Annotated in this window: 27 protein-coding genes; all 27 read right to left on the reverse strand. The window is 39.8% G+C overall.

The window, feature by feature from the left end; translation table 11 throughout:
- Nucleotides 1-23: 23 nt before the first annotated feature.
- The 27 genes from K5Q34_RS00730 to K5Q34_RS00860 all read right to left on the reverse strand — a co-directional run bounded on the left by K5Q34_RS00730 (nt 24) and on the right by K5Q34_RS00860 (nt 23,977).
- The gene (locus K5Q34_RS00730) at nt 24-965 is read right to left on the reverse strand and encodes a sensor histidine kinase (RefSeq protein WP_172115241.1); all 942 of its coding nucleotides are present in this window, start codon (nt 963-965) and stop codon (nt 24-26) included.
- Nucleotides 962-1,630, reverse strand: a complete 669-nt coding sequence (locus K5Q34_RS00735; RefSeq protein WP_161943640.1) for a response regulator transcription factor — start codon at nt 1,628-1,630, stop codon at nt 962-964. Before K5Q34_RS00735 ends, K5Q34_RS00730 begins: the two co-directional genes overlap by 4 nt.
- Before the next feature lie 38 nt (nt 1,631-1,668).
- The gene (locus tag K5Q34_RS00740) at nt 1,669-1,926 is read right to left on the reverse strand and encodes a type II toxin-antitoxin system RelE/ParE family toxin (protein ID WP_172115243.1); all 258 of its coding nucleotides are present in this window, start codon (nt 1,924-1,926) and stop codon (nt 1,669-1,671) included.
- Complete coding sequence (gene relB, locus K5Q34_RS00745; RefSeq protein ID WP_172115245.1) at nt 1,910-2,161, reverse strand: type II toxin-antitoxin system RelB family antitoxin; 252 nt, start codon at nt 2,159-2,161, stop codon at nt 1,910-1,912. The genes K5Q34_RS00740 and relB overlap by 17 nt, the downstream gene beginning before the upstream one ends.
- 234 nt (nt 2,162-2,395) lie before the next feature.
- Nucleotides 2,396-4,366, reverse strand: coding sequence for an ABC transporter permease (locus tag K5Q34_RS00750; protein ID WP_172115247.1), 1,971 nt, complete (start codon nt 4,364-4,366; stop codon nt 2,396-2,398).
- Nucleotides 4,367-5,119 carry an ABC transporter ATP-binding protein gene (locus K5Q34_RS00755; protein ID WP_172078915.1) on the reverse strand — a complete coding sequence of 251 codons (753 nt, stop codon included), beginning with the start codon at nt 5,117-5,119 and terminating at the stop codon, nt 4,367-4,369.
- Nucleotides 5,120-5,127: 8 nt separating this feature from the next.
- Nucleotides 5,128-5,517: a NisI/SpaI family lantibiotic immunity lipoprotein gene (locus tag K5Q34_RS00760; RefSeq protein WP_208546431.1), complete on the reverse strand. Its 390-nt coding sequence runs from the start codon at nt 5,515-5,517 to the stop codon at nt 5,128-5,130.
- Between the two features lie 12 nt (nt 5,518-5,529).
- A complete protein-coding gene (locus K5Q34_RS00765) occupies nt 5,530-5,670 on the reverse strand; it encodes a hypothetical protein (RefSeq protein WP_032532220.1) in 141 nt (46 codons plus the stop codon).
- A gap of 141 nt (nt 5,671-5,811) precedes the next feature.
- Complete coding sequence (locus tag K5Q34_RS00770) at nt 5,812-6,978, reverse strand: acetyl-CoA carboxylase biotin carboxylase subunit family protein (protein WP_208546430.1); 1,167 nt, start codon at nt 6,976-6,978, stop codon at nt 5,812-5,814.
- A gap of 17 nt (nt 6,979-6,995) precedes the next feature.
- Nucleotides 6,996-7,742: an esterase family protein gene (locus tag K5Q34_RS00775; protein WP_024376612.1), complete on the reverse strand. Its 747-nt coding sequence runs from the start codon at nt 7,740-7,742 to the stop codon at nt 6,996-6,998.
- A gap of 30 nt (nt 7,743-7,772) precedes the next feature.
- Nucleotides 7,773-8,600, reverse strand: coding sequence for an alpha/beta hydrolase (locus K5Q34_RS00780; RefSeq protein WP_024385230.1), 828 nt, complete (start codon nt 8,598-8,600; stop codon nt 7,773-7,775).
- Between the two features lie 113 nt (nt 8,601-8,713).
- Nucleotides 8,714-9,718: a DNA glycosylase AlkZ-like family protein gene (locus K5Q34_RS00785; protein WP_208546429.1), complete on the reverse strand. Its 1,005-nt coding sequence runs from the start codon at nt 9,716-9,718 to the stop codon at nt 8,714-8,716.
- Between the two features lie 76 nt (nt 9,719-9,794).
- The gene (trmFO, locus tag K5Q34_RS00790) at nt 9,795-11,129 is read right to left on the reverse strand and encodes a methylenetetrahydrofolate--tRNA-(uracil(54)-C(5))-methyltransferase (FADH(2)-oxidizing) TrmFO (protein WP_125175603.1); all 1,335 of its coding nucleotides are present in this window, start codon (nt 11,127-11,129) and stop codon (nt 9,795-9,797) included.
- 195 nt (nt 11,130-11,324) lie between these two features.
- A complete protein-coding gene (locus K5Q34_RS00795) occupies nt 11,325-12,074 on the reverse strand; it encodes an HAD family hydrolase (RefSeq protein WP_172115257.1) in 750 nt (249 codons plus the stop codon).
- Nucleotides 12,075-12,256: 182 nt separating this feature from the next.
- Nucleotides 12,257-13,459, reverse strand: a complete 1,203-nt coding sequence (locus K5Q34_RS00800; protein ID WP_208546427.1) for a site-specific integrase — start codon at nt 13,457-13,459, stop codon at nt 12,257-12,259.
- A 22-nt stretch (nt 13,460-13,481) separates the two neighbouring features.
- Nucleotides 13,482-13,709: a DUF3173 family protein gene (locus tag K5Q34_RS00805; RefSeq protein WP_001258320.1), complete on the reverse strand. Its 228-nt coding sequence runs from the start codon at nt 13,707-13,709 to the stop codon at nt 13,482-13,484.
- Nucleotides 13,710-13,988: 279 nt separating this feature from the next.
- A complete protein-coding gene (locus tag K5Q34_RS00810; protein WP_024390391.1) occupies nt 13,989-14,213 on the reverse strand; it encodes a helix-turn-helix domain-containing protein in 225 nt (74 codons plus the stop codon).
- Between the two features lie 149 nt (nt 14,214-14,362).
- Nucleotides 14,363-15,262, reverse strand: a complete 900-nt coding sequence (locus K5Q34_RS00815; RefSeq protein ID WP_221864349.1) for an aldose 1-epimerase family protein — start codon at nt 15,260-15,262, stop codon at nt 14,363-14,365.
- Nucleotides 15,263-15,326: 64 nt separating this feature from the next.
- A complete protein-coding gene (gene lacG, locus K5Q34_RS00820; RefSeq protein ID WP_221864350.1) occupies nt 15,327-16,733 on the reverse strand; it encodes a 6-phospho-beta-galactosidase in 1,407 nt (468 codons plus the stop codon).
- Between the two features lie 336 nt (nt 16,734-17,069).
- A complete protein-coding gene (locus tag K5Q34_RS00825; RefSeq protein WP_221864351.1) occupies nt 17,070-18,749 on the reverse strand; it encodes a lactose-specific PTS transporter subunit EIIC in 1,680 nt (559 codons plus the stop codon).
- Nucleotides 18,749-19,066, reverse strand: a complete 318-nt coding sequence (locus K5Q34_RS00830) for a PTS lactose/cellobiose transporter subunit IIA (RefSeq protein ID WP_003048451.1) — start codon at nt 19,064-19,066, stop codon at nt 18,749-18,751. The genes K5Q34_RS00825 and K5Q34_RS00830 overlap by 1 nt, the downstream gene beginning before the upstream one ends.
- A gap of 31 nt (nt 19,067-19,097) precedes the next feature.
- A complete protein-coding gene (locus K5Q34_RS00835; protein ID WP_221864352.1) occupies nt 19,098-19,931 on the reverse strand; it encodes a PRD domain-containing protein in 834 nt (277 codons plus the stop codon).
- Nucleotides 19,932-20,119: 188 nt separating this feature from the next.
- On the reverse strand, nt 20,120-21,097 hold the full coding sequence (gene lacD / locus K5Q34_RS00840; RefSeq protein ID WP_221864353.1) for a tagatose-bisphosphate aldolase: 978 nt from the start codon (nt 21,095-21,097) through the stop codon (nt 20,120-20,122).
- A 1-nt stretch (nt 21,098) separates the two neighbouring features.
- Nucleotides 21,099-22,031: a tagatose-6-phosphate kinase gene (locus K5Q34_RS00845; RefSeq protein WP_221864354.1), complete on the reverse strand. Its 933-nt coding sequence runs from the start codon at nt 22,029-22,031 to the stop codon at nt 21,099-21,101.
- A gap of 9 nt (nt 22,032-22,040) precedes the next feature.
- Nucleotides 22,041-22,556, reverse strand: a complete 516-nt coding sequence (lacB, locus tag K5Q34_RS00850; protein ID WP_029172311.1) for a galactose-6-phosphate isomerase subunit LacB — start codon at nt 22,554-22,556, stop codon at nt 22,041-22,043.
- A gap of 26 nt (nt 22,557-22,582) precedes the next feature.
- The gene (gene lacA, locus K5Q34_RS00855) at nt 22,583-23,005 is read right to left on the reverse strand and encodes a galactose-6-phosphate isomerase subunit LacA (RefSeq protein ID WP_221864355.1); all 423 of its coding nucleotides are present in this window, start codon (nt 23,003-23,005) and stop codon (nt 22,583-22,585) included.
- Nucleotides 23,006-23,209: 204 nt separating this feature from the next.
- Nucleotides 23,210-23,977 carry a DeoR/GlpR family DNA-binding transcription regulator gene (locus K5Q34_RS00860; protein WP_221864356.1) on the reverse strand — a complete coding sequence of 256 codons (768 nt, stop codon included), beginning with the start codon at nt 23,975-23,977 and terminating at the stop codon, nt 23,210-23,212.
- Between the last annotated feature and the right edge of the window lie 35 nt (nt 23,978-24,012).

The following is a 24,012-nucleotide window of genomic DNA, read 5'->3' on the forward strand; positions in this document are numbered from 1 at the left end:
TCAAAGCAAAAAAAGCACAGCTTTTACTGTACTTTAGTGATGCTTACAGTTGTCCCAGCTTCCAATTGACTTTCCACGGAAATAGCTAGTTCCAACTGATTCAAGACCCGCTTGGTCAGATACAAGCCAAAACCTGTCGCTTTTTGGTGTTCACGGCCATTAAAACCTGTAAAACCTTCGTCAAACAGGCGTGGAATGTCTTCTGCCAGAATTCCAATTCCCGTATCGGAAATGGAAATTCCCTTATTCAGTTCAACGGCTACCTTACCACCAGTCTTATTGTACTTGAGGGCGTTGTCGATGATCTGTGATAGGGCAAAGCTGAGCCACTTTCTGTCGGTTTTCAGTAACCAATTTCCATCGATGGTCACTGAAATGTCTTTTTGCAAGAACTGATTGCGGTATTTTTTGACCAAATCGACCACTACTTCTCTTACTTCCACCTGCTCAAAGCGAAAATCGCTGGCATGGTTAGTCAGTTTGAGGTAGTTGAGGAGATTCGCCATATAATTGTCCAAGCGTAAGAGCTGGTGATTGACATCCTGCTGGTTGAGATTATCAGTCTGGCTCATCAAAGACAGGGCAGCCAAAGGCACTTTCATCTGATGGGACCACATTTTGACCATGGCTTGCAGGTCCTCTTCTCGTGACTTATAGTCCAAGAGCTGCTCCCGCGTCGCCTCCTTCTCCGCTTCAATCAAGTTGAGATAGGCAAGGTCCACAGGCTTATTAAGCAGGGGCAGAGCTTCTTCATGGACATAGTCTTCCAAGGCTCTCAGGCGGTTGCGAAACTTCCAGAAAAGCCCTGCAGTCAGTAGGATCAAGAGGGTTAGGGACAATAGCAGAGCGTTTTGCAGGAATTCGGAGGGCAGTTTGTAAAGATAAAAGAGCAAGATAAAACTGCCAGCCAAGACCAGATAAGCAAAATAAAAACTACGGTATTCTCGGATAAATTTTGCTATCATTTGACCAGGTACCCCACGCCACGAACAGTATGAATACGGTCAAAACCAACTTCACTCACCTTCTTACGCAGTCTAGTCATGTTCACATTGAGGGTATTCTGGTCGATAAATTCTTCATTCTCCCAGAGTTTTTCCAAGAGTTCTTCCTTACTGACAATCTGCCCTTGTCGTTCTAGTAAGGCGGACAAAATTTTGGTTTCAGTAGGTGAAAGCTGAACCTGTTCCGATTCGCTTGAAAAACGCCCATCCAAACTAAGCTGGAACTGGTCGATCGACAAGTCAGTTGTTTTGCTGAATTGATTGACTCGACGCAGGAAGGCACCGATTTTGGCATCTAAAATTCCCAGTGAAAAAGGCTTAGAAACAAAATCATCGCCTCCCATGTTCATAGCCATGACCGCATTCATCTCGTCATCGCTAGAGGAGATAAAGATAATGGGCATGGTCATGGTTTTACGGATCTCTGTCGTCCAGTAAAAACCGTTGTAATAGGGTAGGCTAATGTCCATCAGCACCAAGTCTGGTTTGATTTCTGCCACTTCCTGACTGACAGCTCGGAAATTCTGCACACTTTCTACCTGATAAGATTTGCCCAAATGTTGCTTTAAGAGTTGGACAATCATCTCATCATCTTCAACAATATAAATCTTTTCTTTTTTCATCATTTTCATTCTGCAAAAGCCAGGACACAGGTCTTGGCTTTCTATATACTTCCGTTTCTCATTTTTAGACTTGTCAAAATCAATTTATCATCTTCAATACTGACGATCACCCTGTAATTTCCGATACGATAGCGCCATTGGCCAGAACGATTGGAAGTTAAGGCTTTTCCGTATTGTCTGGGTTTGTCAGTCACATGACTGGACAGGTAGTTGGTAATCTGCTTTTGAGTAAATTTATCCAGCTTTTTCAACTGTTTGATAAAACGACTGGTTGGTACGAGTTTATAACAGGTCTTCATCCGTCAACCCCAACTCTTCCAACATTTCCTCCCAGCTAATCGGTTCAAGTCCATTCGCCAAGTCAGCCTCGTATTCTGCCAGAGCAATGTCTGCCACACGCGCATCATACTCATCTTCAAGGGCTTCAAGGGTTTTAGTCCGAATGAGTTCTGACAAACTCACGCCTTCAAACTTTGCCATAGCCTGCATAAAAAGCTTGTCCTGCTCAGAAACTTTCAATGTAATAGCTGCCATTTTCTCACCTCTTCTAGTATTCCGTTGGTATTACCATTGTAACACCACTTCCCTAAAAAAGCAAGGGAGTGGGACAGAACTTGAAAAATAAAAAAAGTTCGTCGTCCCACCCCCGCACAGTTGATTAGGTCAGATTTGGAGTGTAAACACGAACAAATCTGCCAATCAACCACTGCGCTGAGATGTTAGCACGAGGCTCTGAGAAGTGGTGCTGGGCTTTAGCCCATCCGATTGCTATCGTTCAATAATACGATAATAGGTTCGACTGGTCCACTTGTAGATGACAAAGTAAATCAGGACAACTGCCAACAATGTAATTCCACTAACCGTGTAAATCATGCTGGAAGAAACCACACCGAACATCATCAACATTTGTTTGAGCATGACCAGGGCAACGACAAAGTGCAGGGTCGCCATAACCAGTGGCATAAAGAAGACCAAAAGCGTTTGAGAGTTGATGGTTTTCTTAACAGCCTGCTGGCTCATACCCACTTCCTGTAAAATCTTGTAGGATTTCTTGTCCTCATGCCCTTCCGAATACTGCTTGTAGTAGATAATCAAGGCAGCACCTAGCAAGAAACTAATACCCAACAAGAAACCTGTGAAGAGGAAACCACCTGTGAAGCCCATGATCATATTGGTAAAGTCTGTTTTCTGCATGACGTATCCAAAAGATTCTCCATTAGCATCACTGATATTATAGGCATCGCCTGCCTGCTCACCAAGAGTGGCCACTTCCTCATTGGTCATATCAGTAAAGACACGGTAGTCCAGACTAACCTGATAGCCTTGCGGATTATTTGACTCATAGTAACTGCGAATGGTTTCCAAGACACTATCATCACTGACCACCATGACGGCAGCATTGAGCGTATTGGTGATGTCTGGGAAAATAGCTGTATCAAGATTGGCTACGTTCTCAAAGCTACTATCACCCAAAGTGACTTTCTCTAGCGAAGGCTTTTCACTCGGACGCATAAAGGCAACTTGATTGGCAGCCAGCTCTGGCAGGTCATTGCCCAACTTCCTGAAATCATCTTGGGTGATGAAGTAGGTAAAGGCCATCTTGCTAAAGTCTGGATTAGCAATGGTTTCTGGACTGATTACTATCTCACTACCACCATCATAGACCAGACCAGCTTGGTAGGTCATATAGGTCAGGCTATCTTCCGCTTTTTCTGGAAAATGGCTGAGCACCGATTGCTGAAAGGCCATTTCACCCTGACTCCTATCCGCAACAGGATAGGTAATGGATGTTTCCTTTGGATAAAGTCCACTAGTCATATTTGCCATACCTGTATAGAGGGATGTCGTTGTCGCAATGGTCACAAAGGCCATGACCGCAAGCAATGTGATATTGGCCAAGCCTGTTGCGTGCTGCTTCATCCGAAAAATCATCTGCGATGTAGTAATGAAATGCTCTGGCGTGTAGAAATAGCGTTTGTTTTTCCGCTGAGCCTTCAAATACCAAGTCATAAAGCTTATGTAGAACAAGTAGGTCCCCGCAATGACAAAGAGCACAGCGATAAAGAAACGATAGATGACAGCCAGACCTGCCGATTGAGACGAAAGTGACAGGTAGTATCCAACACCTAGGCTAAGGACACCGAGAGCAGCCAAGAGGAGATTCCCACGCGGCTCCTTCTCACCCTTTTCACTAGCTCGGAACAAAATCAGCGGACTGGTCTTGCCAATAGTCCGAATAGCCAGTAATTCCAAGATAAAGAAGATGCCTGCAAAGAGAAAGGCGGTCATGGCAAATGCCAGAGGTGAAATACTAAAGTGTAAGTCACTATAATTGGTCAGATTCACAAAAATCAAGTAGAGAACATTGGCAAATACACCTGCTAATGCAGAACCCAGCACAATGACCAAGAGGAAGATGAAAAACAACTCAATGCTGGCAACCAGGGCCACCTTCTTCTTGTTCATCCCCAGCATATTGTAGAGACCGAACTCTCTAGTCCGTTGTTGCATGAGGAAATTAAAGCTATATATTTCCATAATCAGCGAGAAAATGGTCAATACAACAACACCCAGCCCAATAGAGACTGCCCCTGTTCCCATGGTTTTCATGACTGGACTGAGCATGAGCAAGAACATAGAACAAATCAAGGTAAAGAGGACCAGACTGGCTAAAACAAAAGGAGCAAAGACACCCATGGATTTTCGGATATTTTGTCCAGCAAGTTTGAGGTAAAACATCTACTCACCCCCTAAAAGTGCAGACATATTGAGCGAAATTTCCTTGGCAAAGTCCTGATTGCTCTTACCTGCCTTGTATAACTGATGGAAAATCCGACCATCTTTGATGAAGAGGACGCGTTTGGCATGGCTGGCTGCGTTGGCTGAGTGGGTCACCATGAGAATGGTTTGTCCATCTAGGTTGATGTCTTCAAACAAATTCAGCAAGTCTTCCGAATTGCGGTAATCTAGGGCAGCTGTCGGTTCGTCCGCTAGGACAATTTGTGGCTGGGTAATCAAACTACGGGCAATGGCCACGCGCTGCTTTTGTCCACCAGATAGTTCAAAAGGACGTTTTTTCAGCAAATCTTGAATCCGCAGTTTTGGTGCCAAAACTTTCAAACGTTTTTCCATTTCCTCATGGCTGGTACGGGCCAATACCAGAGGTAAAAAGATATTGTCTTGGATGGACAGGGTGTCCAAGAGATTAAAATCTTGGAAGACAAAGCCTAGGTTACGCAAACGGAAATCCGCCAGCCTGCTTTCCTTGATTTTCGTAATATCCTGATTGTTCAAGATAACAGAGCCCCTCGTCGGCTTATCCAGGGTTGCTAGAATGTTGAGCAAAGTCGTCTTACCAGAGCCACTTTCCCCCATGATAGCGATAAACTCGCCCTCTTCTACCTTAAAATCCACATCTTGCAAGGCACGAGTTTCCTCTTTTGAAAAGCGCGTGCGGTAAACTTTTTCTAAATGATTGATTTCTAATAACATATAAACTCCTAATTGTTTTCTTTGGATAAATCAACTGTATCAAGTAATGCTTGATAGTTGATTCGGTCTGATTCAGCAATATTATTTTCTAAATCTACCTTATAATAACCATCCTGGACACCGATGGCCCAGTCATTGCTAGTGGTTATATAGAGATTATTCAAGGACACTGTCTTTTTCACCGTCCCTTCTTCTTTGACAACTGGCCATTCCATAAACTGAACTTCTGTTCCTTGAATACTATCTTCGGCAACTTCCTGTTTGCTAACGGCATAGTCTTTTCCCTTGTAATGGAAAGTTTGATAGCCCACATCAAAGCTAAGGCTTGCTGAAGAGGAAGAACAAGCGGTTAGCATTATACTGCCCAAAGCCAGCATGCCAAATACTTTCTTTTTCATAGTTTCCTCCCTCTAGTATGCCATAAATCTTATACTTTGCAAATCATGGGCGAGCTCTTCTAAGAATACGGCTTGTTCCAAGAGTTCAGCTTTCTCTTTTTCTGAGAATGCCTTTTCTTCGATTCTCTTTGCTTGAAAAAATTTGAATGACATGTTTTTTTCCTTCTTTCTGTTTCTTATGAGTCTATTATAGAAAATATTCCTCCTGTACTCTCTTACAGTTCTGACTAAGAAACTTACAGCTTTGTAAGGAAAGCAAAAAAAGACACCATTTCTGGCATCTTTCAATCTAGGCTATTTTGTCTCCCCGATAAAGGCAATCATGTCGTCTAATTCCTCCTTGCTTTCCGTCACAAGGAGATAGGCATCATTCCCTTGCAGTTCTGCAAAGGCATCTGGCATCCGTTTGACGGTCTTAATCTTGCCGGCAAATCGTTGATGAATATCATCTGCTGAGTGAACATATTCGGTCGTATCTCGGCGAGTTGCTACCAAGCAGTATTGAGGTTCAAATCTACGCTCTTCAACTGTTCCACCTGTCACTACATTGGCATAATCACGGAAAAGATCAATAGAGTGCGCATAGTTGTATGCTTCTACAGTGAAACCGCCTGCCATACGGTTATTGTATTCAATAGCAATATAATCTTTACCATCCTTAAAAAATTCAATATGGAAGAAACGCTCTTTCATACCGAAGGCTTTGATAATCGCACGACCATATTTTACTAATTTTGGATCTAGTTCTTTCTCGATGAAGTAAGCATTGTCCTTTCTAGACAACATTAGCTCCAGAGGAGTATGAACATAGGTTAAACCTGTTTCGAAAACAACATTTCCCTTGCTATCCACCAATCCATCATAGGTTGTGATAATGCTTGAGTTGACAAATTTCTCAAAGAAATAGGCTGTTTGTCCATCCCAGGATTCTTTAAAGGTTTCCAAGTCAGCTTTTTTGGTTAATTTAAAGGTACCTGATGCTCCAACACCATTGTCAGGCTTGGCAATCATTGGGAAGCCAATTGTTTTCACGGCCTTTTCAATATCTTTTTCTGCTTTGACAACCATACCTGGAACTACAGGAACTCCTGCTTTGGAGAAATATTTCTTCATCTCAGACTTGAATTTTGTCTTCTTCAGGTGTTTTGGTTTGGCTCCGAAGATATTAAATTGTTCACGGAGTGCGGCGTCATTTTCCAACCAGTGCTCGTTGTGTGATTCCACTCGGTCGATTGGACCATGCTTGTAGATAAGAAAGGCTGCTGCACGCTTGACTTCATCCAAGTTTTCAAGATTTTCAACACGGAAGTATTCTGTTAAGGCATTACGAAGTTCTTCAGGCAATTGATCGTACGGTTCTTGCCCGATACCTAGAACCGTAACGCCTTCTTTTTTAGCCAATTCAATGGTGAATGGTTGAAAATTTTCTGGATAAAAAGGTGAAATAACGAGATAATTCATAGGTAGTCCTTTCTAGCTTATAGTCCGATAGAATGAAGGAAGAATGGCATTTGCTTTCTCCACCACACCCAGTCGTGGGCCACATCTGTACCCCATGTATCAAACCAAGCTGGGATATTCTTCTCTTCAAAGGCACGTTTTAGGTTGTAGAATGAGTCCAGACCGTCTTGTTCCCAATCGCCCAAACCTGTGCAGACGATAATATCAGCTTGACGATATTTGTCAATAAACCAGCCGTCGTTTTGGTTCCAAATGTAATCTGATGGTGAGTTTTGATAAACAGCATCGTCATTGCCATAGTCTTGATTGTTGTTGAAGAAACGAGCATCATAGACACCAGAAAGGGCGATGACTTTTGTGAAAACATCTGGATGCTGGAGGAAGAAATTCAGCGCGTGGTAGGCACCCATCGAGCAACCAGTCGTCATCATCCCATCGAACCAGCCTGTTTTATGTTTGATAAATGGAATCGCTTCTTCAATCACATAGCGTTCGTAGGCGCGGTGTGCTTCTGCTTTGTCATGAATAGACTTCCAGTCCGCCAACCAGCTTTCACTATCGTAACTCGTTAAGGTGAAAAATTGAACATGACCAGCTTCAATAGAGCCACGACAAGCTTCAATCATACCAAAATCAGCATATTCATTATAAGAACCGCCAGATGAGGCAAAGACAACAACAGGAATCCCTGCGTGACCATAACGATTTAGATTCATTTCTCGGCCAAGATTACCTGACCAATGACTTAAAAATTCAACGTGCATAGTAAAGCCTCCTATTTAAATATTTTTGTTTTATGACCAATGTTCGCTTAGGAATCGTAGGCAAGCTGGCAAATAGAGCGCCCAAGCCTCCTCATTGTGAACAGCTCCCGAAACAACTTCTAAGGTTATGTTGTCCAATTTAACACCGCCAGCAATCAACTGTCGATAATAGCTTAAAGACGAATTAATATAGGCTTGTTTGATATTGCCAGCCATGAGCGTTTTATCTGTATCATCTGCTTCTTCTGTCCCAACATAGATGTAGACACGTTGATCTGAATCTAATTGTTGACGTTCAATATAACGGTCGAAAGCATCTTGATGAAGCCAGTTGGCAGATGAAAAGACACCCAGACAGCCAATCTGGTTCTGATAAGCCAATCCCATAAACTGGGTGATATTGCCTCCCAACGATGAGCCAATCATTGCAGTGTGAACTTTATCAGATTTTGTCCGGTATTCTTGATCAATAAATGGTTTGACGACATCCATCACAAATTCAGCATACAAGGTTCCCTTACCACCGAACTGCACCCCAGGAATCCCCATCTCACTAAACTTCCAAGCAGCGTATTCATGCATGCGATCAGCACCATCATTATCAATAGCCACTACGATCATTTTTGCAATGTCTGGATTACGCTTAATAGTTGGGATGACTTTCCATGAATGACCTGAAAAAGCTTCCTTACTGTAGAGTACATTCTGCCCATCGTGGAAATAGACAACGGGATAGGTCTCTTCTGTATTTTCAGCATATCCTTTCGGCAATAAAACACGGACTCGACGTTTTCTTCCTGTAAATGGTACATCTAATTCATGAGTTCTCATGTCCAAATAAAAGTAAGACTTATTCATATCTATCTCTTCCTTACGTATTTTAAGTATTATATCATAGTTTTTTTGGAATATTCAGAAAATTTAGTTATTTATTTGCAATTTTCGGATTTTCCGAACATAGTTAGTTAATGTCACAGAATTTTCTCATACATTTGGCGGTAATGAGCCAATTCTTTTTCTTCTTGTTGTGTGATGTCTTCAAAAATATCTAGCAAAATGGTACCTTTATCTCGTTTCCAGGTTGCCACAAATCGCCCTTTATAAAATACAACAGGTTTGACAATACCCGTCAAAGTATAGATATTACGGATGTATTTAGGATTAAAAAAGAGATTAGCTTTCTTTTCATAGCCTAGCAAAAGTTGATCAAATCCTGCAACGAAAAGGCAGTCAGGCAGTTCTGCTTCTTCTAATTCTCCCAGATAAAAACGTTCTTCCCCTGCTACCTCAACCGTTTTCAGGTCTAATTGCTTCATCCATTTTAGGACCGTAGATTTATTTTCCTTGAAATAGTAACGGGCATCGGCTAGGCTGACAGGGCCAAAACCTGCAAAATACCGTCGAGCGATTTCCAGCTCTGCTTTTTCCCGAGAAAGTGGCTGAAAGTCTGTCAGACGGTGAAAACGCTTGGCACCGTACTCTTGATAGACTTCCCCACGCTCGACCATGTAACGAAAGAGGCCGCCCCAGGCGTTAAAGACCAGCTTCTCCTCTTCTTGTGTCATCTTTTCCCCACGGCAAAGGACCTTGAGAGCCTCACGAGTCATAGGACCTTGTTCAAGGGCTTCTAAAATCAGCTGGTGGTACTTCTGCTTGGTCTGAGGGCTAAACCCGTCCCGTCCTTCTGTTTTTAAGTATTCGGTGCTGGCCAGCCGCCCCTCGTGGATATAGAGGGGAATTTCCGACTTGAGATAGGCATGGACCGTTCGCCGAATGGACCACTGGCGTGTCAACTCCTCCTGCCAGCTACCCTCATGAAAATCCTCCGCTGTCATACGGTTGCGAAATCCAATATGAACATAGGGCTGAAACTGAGCCTGCAAACCATTGAGATTTTGGCAGATTTGCTGAACAGACTGGGGTTTTAACAGACCTTGTTTCTGTAGAATAATTCCCTTCCAAGTATCGTGGTGCATCGTATTTCTCCTCCGCTTTTCTAATCCCAGTATAACACAAAAGACACCCGAAGGTGTCTGGAGATAGCTAATTATCTTAGTAAGTCAAAAACTCTTCCAAGTCCTTGAGGGAACGCTCTGCTATTGCCTCATAACGCTCCTTCTTGTCGCGGATACGCGGTCCATCCAGCTCCTTGATGATACCAAAGTTGACATTCATGGGCTGGAAGTGCTTGCTTTCGGTGTGGGTGATGTAGAATGGCAGAGCTCCAATGGCTGTGGTCTGTGGGAAAATGACTGGGTCTTCGCCACGGAAGCGGCGAACAGCGTTGATACCGGCCACTAAGCCAGAGGCGGCAGACTCGACATAGCCTTCTACTCCTGTCATTTGACCTGCAAAGAAAAGATTTGGATTTTTCTTGGTCGCAAAGGTCTGTTCCAATAAGTTTGGCGAATCCATGTAGGAATTGCGGTGCATTACGCCGTAGCGGACAAACTCCGCATTTTCAAGTCCTGGAATCATCTGGAAGACCCGCTTCTGCTCCCCCCACTTAAGATGAGTTTGGAAACCGACAATGTTATAAAGGCTACCTGCTGCGTTATCCTGACGAAGCTGGACCACTGCGTAAGGTGTCTTGTATTCGCCATCACGTGGTCCCTTGTAATCTTCTGGATATTCTAGACCAACTGGCTTCATTGGGCCATATAACATGGTTTTAATGCCACGTTTGGCCATGACCTCAATGGGCATACAGCCTTCAAAGTATTTTTCTTTTTCAAAGGAGTTAAGCGGTGCTTCCTCGGCTGAAATCAATGCCTCATAGAAAGCGGTGAACTGCTCCTTGTTCATCGGTGCATTGAGATAGGCAGCCTCTCCCTTGTCGTAACGGGACTTGAGATAAACCAAGTCCATGTTAATGGTCGAGCTGTCCACAATCGGTGCTGCCGCATCGTAGAAGTAAAAACCGTCGCCACCGTTGAGGGCGTGAATCTTCTCCGCCAAGGCGTCAGATGTCAATGGTCCCGTCGCGATAACTGTAATAGCATCTTCAGGAATATCTGTAATCTCGCCACGAATGACCTCAATTAGCGGGTGGTTGTGAATTTCATCTGTGACCGCTTGAGAGAAATTTTCACGGTCCATGGCCATAGCACCGCCAGCAGGCACACGGTGAGCCTCACCAGCTCGCATGATAATAGAATCCAAACGACGCATTTCTTCCTTGAGCAGACCAACAGCGTTGGTCAAACTATCGCCGCGGAATGAGTTGGAACAAACCAACTCAGCAAACTTGTCCGTCTTGTGCTGAGGGGTCGGTTTGACACCTCGCATCTCGTAAAGTTTGACAGGAATGCCACGTTTGGCAATCTGATAAGCAGCTTCTGAGCCAGCCAAGCCAGCTCCGATAACATTAATGTGGGTTTGAGACATGAAACTAATACCTCTAGCCAGAAGATCTGGCTACTGTTTGGGAATACCCCAAAACAGAACCTTTCTAAATTTTATACCTATCTAGTATACCAGAAAATGGCTAGAAAAGACAAAACTACCATCATTGAAATGAAAGTAGCTCCGATTTTTTACATAATATATTTTATGTATATCATTTGTTATTCTATAGCTTATTTACAATAGCTCCGCTATATCTCCAACAACCTCAAAGTTCCAACCAAGTCCCCTATAAGAGTCGATTTCTTCCTGACTATACGGGAAAGTATTCAGCAAAATGGAATCCATTCCCAATTCATGAGCAATAGCTATATCGGATGTCAAATCATTACCAATCATAACCGTTTCCTCAACATCAAGATTGTTTTCCTCTAAAACCAGTTGAAGAAATGCTGGTTCAGGCTTCTTCATCTTAAAGTCGGAAGAGATATAAATTTTTTCCATCAAATCAGCACAACCTGTCTGTTCAATTTCTGCCTGAGTAAAAATTCGTTGAGCATTGGAGAGAATAAATAATCGCGCTTCTCTATCCTTTAATGTCTGTAGACTAGTTAGGGTATTTTCATAAGCCTCTAACTTTTCACGTGAAAGTACGCGGAAAATCGCGGCTACTACTTGCCCAAAAGTCTCTAAATCAGTCGGTTTATTGGTACTTTGGTTTTCATTTGGTGCATCCGTTAATAGGCGAATGAAGATTGTTTCTAAATCAATTTCGACATACTGATAACTCACTGTTTCCGCGAGAGATTTCTCTGCCTCTTCTACAAAACGATGATAGGCATTTTTCAACTGGCGTGGTCGATAGGAACAACCAAAAGCATTGTAAATCTGCGTTAGCTGATTCCAGACCTCTAGTTTATTTTCATCTGTACGAATATCAACCAATGTACCATAAAAATCGAAGATATAGTTTTTGTAACTTTTCATGTCTTTCTCCTAATCTTTAGACAGCATTTTTTATATTATACCCCACAACGAAAACGTTTGCAACAATAGAACGAAAAAACCTACCACATTAAGTGATAGGTTTTTATTTTGATTGGAAACTCTATTATTTAAGAGTAACAATTGCACAACCTGTTAAATGTGCAGTATCAAGGGGTTTGAGTTCATAAATTTGAAGTTTGGCAGGAATTTTGGCATAAAATTGAATCCAATCCTGCACTTTTTATATTTTGTGTGATTTCTTCAGAAACTGTTTTATCTAAAGCATTAAACCAATGACTATATGTGTTCAAAGTTGTTGATTTATCAGCATGTCCCATTCGTCTTGCCACATATAAAATATCTTTTTTCAAAACATTTATTAGATAAGAAGCATGACTATGTCTAAGACCTTTCCCTGTTATAACAGGCACTCCTACTTGCTGCGCTTTACGTTTGATGATACGACAAATGGTTGATTTACAAAAAGGATCTCCAAATCTTGAAATGATAAAATCTGTATCTTGATTTGCAAACTGATTTTTTCGCCAAACTTGAAGTACTTCAATAGTTATATCATCCAATTCAATAAGTCGTTCACCTGCTGGAGTCTTTGTTTGGTCTTTACGATACCAATTTCCATTTTCATCTTTCTCCAAGGTTGTATGTACCTTTAGAAATTTTTTATCAAAATCAATATCCTCCCAACATAAAGATAAACCTTCGCTCACTCGTACACCTGTCATATAATATAACCAGATGGCAGTAAATCGTTGCAATTCTTCATAATCATGTAAGTCAAATGATTTGATAAATGTCTGAAACTCCGCATAGGTCCAAAATGGAGTTTCTGGATGTTTACCTCTAGGATTATCTAATGCTTTACAAGGCATATTTGAAATATAGCCAAGTCTTTCTGCATAACCCATACAAGCTTTAAACCTTGACCATAAATTTTTCGCATAGTTTTCAGAATAATTTTCTATGATATGCAATCTAAAAGCCTCGCAATCTCTAGGAGTTATTGCTTTTAATGGCTTTGAACCAAAATATTGAATAAAAAGTTTATGATGAGGAAGAGCCGTCTTATATGTCACAGACTGAACTTTTTGCTTATATGCTCTTAAATAAATTGTGTTCATATAGTTTTCAAAAGTCATATTGTAATTTTCTAAACTGACTTTGTTGGCAAATTCATATTTTATACGAACTAATTCGTCATATGCTTCTTTCATCGTTTCAAAAGTTTTACCATATTGATTTTTTCTAGCTTTCTTTTGTACCCTTTTGCCAGTTACTGGGTCGATTCCAAGATCAATCTGATAAAATATCTTTCCCTTATTATCACAATAAACACCTTTGTATTTTTTACTACTTTTTGTTGCCATTTGGATTCTCACTTTCTAAATGTTATTTAGATAGTGGAATCCCTATTAATTGTTCCACAATTTCTGCTGGTGCGATACCTAGTCTTCGATTGTCAAAGGGCGATTTACTTAATTGTACCGCATTATGGTCAACTTTGCGAGCTTCTTCAAACTTTTTTACAGCAATTCTTTTAGCTTCACGAATAATGTCTCTAGAGGTATGTTCAGGAAATCCTAAGTTCATTAAATCTTTATATGTAGCAGTTCTCATACACTTTCCTCCTTCAAATCACTAAGTTTTTTTTACACGCTAGATGGGATTTGAATGGTTAGTTCAATCATGGGAATTTCACCCGCTGTCCTTTTACGATGGCAGCCTGAACGGTCAGAAGTATCATTGTCATTATTTGTGTCATGGCAGATAGGTTACCATCCTATTTTTGAATAAATAATTTTCGCTCATTTCTTGGCGCATTACATTCTATTGCTCAACAAATAAATAAAGTCCCACCTAGAATTATTCAATTGTCAATGAACAAATCAGGAGGGACTATTTTAAATTATTCTTTATTCGGTGGGGAAAGTCAGTTAGCCCCAACAAATAATCAGTACTAACGTTATATAGATTTGAAAGTTTTATTATTACATCTGCCGATAAAATACGTTCTCCTCTCTCAATTTTTGCATAAGCAGAGTGAGTAAACGAAAGTTTTTCGGCAACGTATTTTTGAGTGAAATCATTATCTTCTCTCAAATCCCTTAAACGTCGGTACATCAATCTTTCTCCTAAGGAAAAGTATAGAGGATAACTAGGAGAAATTTGATATATTGTCCTAATTGGACAATAGAAATAAAACTCCCAAACCGTTTATTTCTTTACAAATTAGACGGATTGAGAGTAGCTTTACTATATGAATTTTAAGTTTAATCTATGTCAATAATAATATCAAAATATTTTGTATCAACTTCATTTGGAGCGACGTAACTAATATTTCGTTTGGCATTGAATATATCAGATTCTTCCAGTGATGTAGAGAGTCCGCTCCAAGGTTCTAATGCAATAAAAGGACTCTGATTTGTAGTTGACCAAATCACTAAATATGGAAAATCATCAAATGCAATCGAAAGAGTCTTCTGATGATTTTTAGATTTCAAAGTTACCTTTCGTGATGCTAATTGATCCAATGTTATGGCATCGTGCTCAAACAGTTGATAGGACAAGTCCAAGATCTTTTGATTTTCCAAGAATGGACGGCGATCTCGCAGATCAAGTAAGCCAGTTTCTGGAAAACTTCTAGGTACTGTACAAGATTCTACTTTTTCAAATTCTAAATAATAGTCTTCATAACTCTCACCATCCAACAAAGGACAATTAAAACCTGGATGACCCCCAATAAAGTAAGGTAGCTTTCTATGTCCTTCAAGATTTTTCACCCGATATTCAGTTCGGATTGTATTGCCAAATAGTGAGTAGTTAATGGAAAGTTCAAATTCAAATGGGTAATTTTTTACGGTTTCCTCATTTGATGAAATAGAAAATTCCACAGAATTTTCAGTTGTTCTTACATTTTTGAACATCATTTTTCGCACAAGTCCATGCCTTGGAATTGTACCTGTAAATGTCGGTCTTTCTGCAGGTTCATAGATAGCCCAATCATTTCGTAAACTTCCACAAATCGGAAATAGAACTGGTGCTTGACCGCTCCAATAGGTCGGATCTCCTTGCCAAAGATACTCGACACCATCATTGTCTTTTATCGAAGTAATTTGCCCACCTAATTCAGAAAATTGTACTGTTAAGTTCTCATTTTTTAATTCGAACATAAAAACTGCCTCCCTTATATGAAAACAAGGATGCTAACTTGAGCTAGGCATCCTTGTATTATTTTTATTCAATAACCTGTGTTTCTGCTACTTTTTTATACCAATAAGCACTTTTCTTTGGATAGCGTTCTTGGGTCTCAAAGTCAACATAGAACAAACCATATCGTTTCTCATATCCATTTGACCAGGAAAATACATCCATCAAGGACCAAATGAAATAACCTTTAACATTGGCACCATCTGAGATAGCGTCTGAAATCACTTCTAAATGCTTTTTCACATAATCAATTCGACCATCATCATAGACTGTACCATCTACAAATTCATCTTTATAACCTAGACCATTTTCAGTGATGTAGATTTTCTTATAGTTTGGATAGTCATTTTTCACACGCATAATTTGATCATAAAGACCTTGTGGGTAGATAATCCAATCCCAGTCCGTTTTTGGAATATCAACTGGAGACTCTCTACGACCAACTCCTTTGATTTGATACTTAGAACTTCCCTTTTCACCTTTACCATTATGGATAATTTCCGTTTCTCCATCATGAGCTCTCATCCAATCACTCATATAGTAATTGATGCCCAAGAAGTCGTTCAAATCTTTGGCAGCATCTAAGGCCGCGAAGTCTTCATCACGAAGGTCTAATTCCCCACCATTTACTTTCAGAATATGGCGAACACCTTCAAGTGTTTTTTCAGAATAGTAACCCAAGTATGTTGCATCTAGGATAAATTTATTGTGAATAATATCTTCAAGTTCCGCTGCACGGACATCGTCTGGATTAGTTGGATCATAAGGATATTTCGTTGGCAATGCATGTACAACACCAATTTCTCCGCTATAACCAGCATCCTTATAGAGCTTAACTGTCTTGGCATGTGAAACCATCATATTGTGATGAGATTGGAATACTTTAGCTAAATCATACTGAATACCTGGTGGGAACTTCCCAACAAGATACTGACCGTCACCAATTGGGCCGATTTCATTAAAGGTCGTCCAGTAATTAACTTCAGGGAATTCTTTGAAGCAAAACGCTGCATAATTGACAAAGTGTTCAATGTTATCTCGATTCAGAAAGTCACCATTAGAATGTAGCGTTTCTGGTGTATCAAAATGGTGAAGCGTTACAAATGGTTCTACGTGACGTTTATGGCATTCCGCAAATAATTTATGGTAAAACTCTACTCCCTTTGGATTCACTTCTCCAAAGCCTGTTGGGAAGATACGAGACCAAGCAATTGAAATACGAATGCCGTTTACCCCAAATTGTTCACTTAGTTCTAAATCAACGGGATAACGATTATAAAAATCAGAAGCTGGTTCCGCAGTGTACCAGTAATTATCCTCTAGATACTTATCCCATGCAACACGACCTTTTCCATCTGTCTTTGTGGCACCCTCTGCTTGATATGCAGCAGTTGCTCCACCAAATATAAAATCTTTTGGTAATGTTTTAACCATATGCCTACCTTCTTCTATATAAAACTAAAGTCTTTTGGTTTGCTTTTAGTACTAGGCAACGAGATGCAGGCTGTACTAGAGTACGGCAAAGTGAGTTAACGAAGTAATAAAAGATAAACCAAATGACGATAAAAGGGGGAGGAGTTGGAGATTATAACTCCCTCCCCTTTTGATTAAGAACCTGTATTCACAAGTGAAGTGCTTGTATATAAGAGATAGTTTTTCGCTAATCAAGGCAGTTTTTTGAGGGAATACTGACTGTATTTTGAAAAAAACTAACGATGAGTAGCTGAAAAACTAGCCTTAGATGGAAGTGCTGAACTGTGAATACAGGTTCTAGAACTGTTGTTTGACAAAGTCAAGAGCACCTTGACCATCACGAGTGAGTTTAATGTATTGAGCTCCTTCAGTTTTGGCGAGTTTAATGCCCAATGCATCGGTTTCTTGTTTTATATCATCGTAGTTTGATGCCACCTGAGGTGCAAGGATTACTAATTGATACTCAGGCAAAATTTCACGGTGAGCACCATAGCTTCCTGCTGTTGCTTTGACTGGAACACCGTATTCTTTTGCAGCTTTAGTTAAAGCGTTGGCAAGTAATCCACTTGTACCGCCTCCCGCACAAAGTACCAGAACATTTGTTTGTTCAGAAATTTCGGTATCGACTGCTGCTTTTTCAAGAATAGCATCTGCTTTGGCAGTATTAAAGTTAGCTGCCACTTTCTCTTTTAAGCTATTTTCAACTTTCCCTGATTGTTCCTCAGCAAGAATTTGCTCATCATAAACTTTCAAGAATGGATAATAGATAAGTACATCGACAACAACCAACAAGATAGCTAGTGCAAAGGCGAGTGGAGCAAAGTTTGTTCCCATGACAATCCCCAATGGTCCTGGAGTTGTCCATGGCAAGTTAACGCTGAAACTGTTCATTTTTAGCGTATCAACAAAGAATTTGAAAATCCATACGTTAGCAATTGGTGCTAAAATAAATGGAACAAAGAATACTGGGTTAAGTACAAGTGGTGCACCGAACAAGATTGGTTCGTTTACACCAAAGAATGTTGGAACAACTGAAGCACGTCCAATTGCTTTGTTTCGTTTAGACTTAGTCAACCACATAAACATGAATGGCACAACCAAGGTAGCACCAGTACCACCCATTGTCACGATAAACATTTGAGTACCTGAAGTCAGGATTTTATCCGCGTGTTGACCCGCCTGTAGAAGCTGGAAGTTGGTTTCAATATTAGCATAAGTAATGGCTGCAATTGCTGGCTCAACAATTGATGGACCATGAATCCCTACAAACCAGAACAAGGCATAGGCACCAAAGATAATGGTAATACCCACATAACCATCTGCGGCTGTAAATAATGGCTCAAATAATTTCAGAATAGCCTCAGCAACGTTTGTTCCAAGGAATTGACGTGTTACAAGATCGATTCCATACAAGACAAAGATAGACAATGCATATGGAATCACATCTTTAAATGCCTGGGATACGTTCGGTGGAACTTCATCTGGCATACGAATGGTGACATTGTTTTTCACACAGACCTTATAGATATTAACCGTAATGAAGGCTGCTAGAAAGGCTGTCAAAAGACCCTTAGTTCCCATGTAACCATTGGCAAACCCACCTTCAATACCATCAGAAGCCAGTAATAGGAAACCTGAAATTGAGGCAATCATGGTTGAAATGAAGTTGATTTGATTTGTTTTTGGTAATTGGCGGTTAAAAGCATCTGTCAAAGATTTTGCGGTCGTTCCTGCAACTAGGACAGCTACAATCCCCATTGTGTAACCGTAAGGTTTCATGATAGCCGCAACCGCTTCATCAGACCAAGTAAATCCAAAGATATTAGGCACGAAAGCCACCAATAGGAAGATACTTGAGAACAAAATAACTGGCATGGCTGCGATAAAACCATCACGGATAGCCCTTAAATAAGGGTTTCTCGAAATCTTTTCAAAGAAAGGCTTCCCTTTCTCAATGAATTCAATTAATTTATTCATTACTTATCACCTCGTTTATAAAGTTCAATCATATGACTCATCATGTCTTTCAGTAACAATGTTGTCATGAGATGGTCTTGACCATGCATGAGCGTCACACTAAAGGCTAAATCCTCACCAGCCGCTTCTTTTTGCAACAAGCTAGTCTGAGCATGATGGGCTTCAACAATACAAGCATTGGCGGCTTCAACTAGTTCCTCTGCTTTTGCATAATCACCTTTTTGAGCAGCAGCCAGTGCCTCCATCAATCGAGAACGTGCATCTCCAGCGAACGCAACAATCTCAAAACCTAATAACGTAATTTCTTCTCTGTTCATAATATGAACCTCCTTTTAAAATTGAATTGATTTACAATAACCGTTGAATATGCAATACAATATAGAACCTTTCACTGTCATTTACAGGTTCATCAACCAATGATGTAATCATCTCAAAAATCTGACTACCTATTTGGTAAGCTCTTGGATTCTGGAGCTTGATATACTGTTCCAAACTAGCAATCGATTCATTTGACTGATGGGATCTATCTAAGTAATTCAGAAAATAGGACAGATGAATCATAAAGCGATCATAAAAATTGCTATTTTCTTTTGAGCGTTTAATCCCGTTCTCCGTCAAGATTTGTTCAACCTCTGCTATAATTTTTTTGCTGATGTCCTGTTCTTCACTTGTGGAATGAATGGTTTCACCCTTTGCATTAATTAAGTGAAGTGCAATTCTACCAATCTCATCATTCGGAAGCTCTTTTAGCAACTTTTCACGAAACATAGCTAAGGCTTCACGCGCCATTTTATATTCCAATGGATATTCGGCTAAAATATTGGGTAACTTACTTTCTTGATAAGTATTCTTTAAAACCGCCTGATATGCACAATAGATATGATCTGTCAGTGTCACATAGAGATATTCTTGTACAGGGTAATGATACGTTGCTACGAGATGATTGATAACCGTGTAGGTTGCTGAAATAAAATCTAAGGGAATATCTTTTAATAAGGTTAGAAAGTTTTCCTTGGCCTCATCATTTTTTAGCGAAAAGATATTTTCTATCTTATCCTGAACAATTAGATCTCCCTTTTTCTTTTGAAAGGTTATACCTAATCCCATCACGACTGCCTGTTCCCCGTGGTCATTTTTCACCAGAGCAGCGTTATTATTTAGTGACTGTATAATCCTAAACATAAATCCCTCCTATATTTTTAAGCAAAAAAAGACTACAAACAAACCGAGAATATTCTACTCTCAAATCCATTTGTAGTCTTGCCTAATCGAATTAGTTACAATCCACTCTATTCTTACTGATGAGATTATTATAGCATATTCTCAGAAAATGTAAACCCTTTCTTTTAAGAAAATGGTTATTTTTTATATTATTTTTCTAGCCAAGAAGTAGCAGTTTGAGACAAGATCGCATCAAGTCCTTCAATATTTTCACGACCAACAGTTCGTAACCATTCACGTGCTGCTTCTTCTCCTTGTTCAATATAGACTGGCACAACACCTGCCCATGTTGCACGACCACAGAGAACACCGTTGAATTTTGCACCTGATTCATGTGCAAACACTAGTGTATCTTGGAAGAGTTTTGCAGAAACACCTGCACTTAGATAAATGTATGGCAAATGAGTTGATGCTTCTTGTTGACGGAAATATTCGGCTGCTTCGTCTTTTGTATAAACGACTTCCCCTGTTCCAAAGCCTTCTACAAAATTCATGTTCACAGGTACTTCTACCTTGAGAACATCTACTCCAAAGCGTTCGTCAGAAAATACTTTCATGGCTTCATTTACTTTTCTAGGTTTAACTTTAGCAAACTCAACGCTAGCATTGTCATCAATCGTCTCATCGTAGCTCAAAATTTCCAAGAAGAATGGCAAACCTTCTACCTGACATTCTGAACCTAAGCGTTCGATATAAGCATGTTTTTGAAGATTAACGTATGGATCACCATCAACGTCATAGTAAAGTAGAAACTTAATGGCATCAGCCCCCTCTTCTTTTAATCGTTTTACAGACCACTCTACTAGGCAATCTGGCAAACGACTGGTAGAGCTGGTGTCATAGCCAGTTTTTTCATAAGCCAAAAGTAAGCCACATTGTTCATCGCGGGCGTGTGAAGCTGGCAAACCAAACTCTGGATCTAAAAGAATAGAAGAAGAAAACTGTGTTAGTTCTTCAGAAACTAGAGTTTTTAGCTCTTCCATCTGCTCCACAGTAGGTTCTTCTGCCTGATGTTTTGCCATCATTTTTTTCAAGGCTCCACGTTGGTCGAAGGCAAGAGCTGAAATAACTCCTGCTTCATTGCTTACTTTTTCCATATACTTTCTTTTTTCTGCTGTTAATACCATCTTAAACCTCCTCGACTTCGATTTGAGAATACAATACTTCTGAATGTTCTAAGTTGACATAACCTGTCTGTTCTTCCTGAGCATTTAACATGCCCAAAACATTTGCATTTTTTAGTAGTTCGACATCAGGTAATGCATGTTTCAAACTAGCTGCAATACCTGCAACGGTTGAATCACCCGAACCTACTGGATTGACGACATTTATTTTTGGAATTTTAACATGATAGAACTTGTCATTGTGTTTGGCAAAAGCTCCCTTTGCTCCCAAGGATACGACTATCCATTCAATTCCTTGGAATAATTGATCAGACAGAACTGCTTTCAATTCTTGAATATCATCCGTGACATCTTTTCCAATTAACTGTGATAACTCTTCTGTATTCGGCTTGATAACAGTTGGCTTCTGCTGGCTTTCTAAAACGTTTTTCAGCGCCTCACCAGAACAATCCAGAACAACAGCAACACCACATTTTTTACAAAGTTCAATGACCTTAACATAATAGTTACTAGCAAGTCCCTTAGGCAAACTTCCTGAAATAGCAACAACATCTATATTGTTCAGGATAATTTCTAGATGTTCGATAAAATTCAAGGCTTCATGTTCTTGAATAGTTGGTCCTTGTTCTAAAATCTCCGTCTGTTTGCCATCATGAAGAACCGCAATGCAATTACGTGTCTCATTCCCAATTTCCACAAAGGAATTTTTAATATCATTTCGAGTGAGTTGTTTCTTTACATAACTTCCAATCTCACCACCAATGAAACCAGTAGCCACAACATCTTCACCGATTTGTTTCAAAACCCGTGTCACATTGAGTCCCTTACCACCAGCTGTTTTTTGAACTTTTTCTACTCGATTGACAGTATCCAATTGAAAGGTATCCAATTGATAGGCAATATCAACCGACGGATTTAAAGTGATCGTCAAAATCATGTGAGCCTCCTAGTCGTGGTATTCTCCACGATCCCACTTTTCAAGAAATTCAGTAAAGAACTCTGGATTAGCCTGCTCTTGATTGAGCGTTTCAACTGCAGCAATTTTTTCGATCAAACGTTTGTTTTCTTCAGTTGGTTTGTATTCTGCTTTAATGAAGGCTTCAATGATGTCGCACATAAGCAACTCACCCGTAATTTTACCACCAAAACCAATGACGTTGGCATTTAACTCTTCCTTAGCATAAAGCGCAGAGGTCATATCACGAACCAAGGCTGATCGAATTCCAGGAACCTTGTTTACAGCATTGTTGATTCCAACACCTGTTCCACAAATACAAATTCCCAAATCTGCTTGTCCGCTTGCAACAGCTTCACCAACTTTTTTACCAAAGATTGGATAATGAGTACGGACATTATCATAAGTCCCAAAGTCCAATACTTCATATCCTTGATTTTTCAAATAATCTACCACAGCGATTTTTTCATAGGTTACAATGTGGTCACAACCGATTGCAATTTTCATCTCTTATTCTCCTTTGTTTACAACAATTAGCACATTTTATTTAGCATATCGACACGAATTTGGTGACGGCCGCCATCATACTCACCTTCAACAAATCCTTTAACGATATTTTTAGCAATTCCTTCTCCTACAATCTCACTACCGATTGTAATAATACGCGAATTGTTGTGCCCTCTTGTCATATAGGCAGAACGTTCGTCTGAAACTTCTGCAGCAATCATGCCTTTGACTTTAGTTGCGGTCATAAAGGGACCAACTCCATAAGCATCAATCACAATACCAAGATTTCCTTCCTCTTGATTGACTGCTTCAACTACTGCCAAAGTTGTATCAACAAAATCACTTCCATCACTGACATCTTTAAAGTCATATGATTTTTCTAGCAAATAACCTTTAATAACGTCTTTTAGTTTTGAGCCCGCTGGATCAGCACCGATAATGATTGTCATAACCTATCTCCTAACAAAAATAGAAAGTTGTAGCCATATGTGGCAGAAAATCTTTGTTTTGCAAAACTTAGAAAAGCGTTTTCGCTTTTTATGTTTAAATTATACAACCAAACAAACACAAAGTCAACATATTTTGTTTTATTTTTGTTTATTTTTTTCGTATATAAACAAAAAACCAACATTTTGCTGTTGGTTTTGATAACTTTATGATTTTGTAGAAATAATTTCAATGTGGTTATGTAATAATTGGTAATTTTCATCCTTTGCATTCATATCTGTCACTAGAGCAGTTACATCATTCAAATCACAAAAGGAAGTAAAATCATCTTTGCCAATTTTCGAAGCATCTAGCAGTAGATATTTTTCTAAAGAATGTTTAATAGCAATATTTTGCGTATAGGCTTCAGCTAGGGTGGAAGTCATGACATCAGTCCCCTTAAGTCCATTACCCGAAAAGAAAATCTTGCTAAATCGCATTTTTTCTAAACTTGTATTGGTAATTTCTCCTACAAACGATTCTGTCACTTGGCGATATTCTCCCCCCAGGAGAAAGACTTGAAAATCCTCTGTCTTCTTTTGAGATAAGATTGTAAAAACTGGCATACAGTTTGTGATGACAGTTAGACGAGGATTTTTAATAGCTTCAGCCAGAAAGGCAACTGTTGTTCCTGGACCTAAAAATACCGTATCTCCATCTTCTATCAGCTGTGCAGCCCTTTCTGCTATCTCTTGCTTGGCTTCCTTATTTTGAATGTGTTTCTCAGAATGGGAATATTCCCGATATTGAAAAGCCTTATTACTTCTAGCACCGCCATGGATTTTGGTTAAGACCCCCTGCTCTTCCAATTCCATAAAATCACGTCGAACGGTCATATCAGTAACATTTAGCAATTCAACAATCTCAGAAATTCTAACTGTACCTTTTTTGTTTACCAATCGTGTAATTTCTTCTAGTCGTTCTCGTTTATTCATGTTTAATCCTTTGTTCTTTTTTTACATTATATCAA

This window comes from Streptococcus sp. 2018110, assembly GCF_019754115.1.
Classification (GTDB): Bacteria; Bacillota; Bacilli; order Lactobacillales; family Streptococcaceae; genus Streptococcus; species Streptococcus hashimotonensis.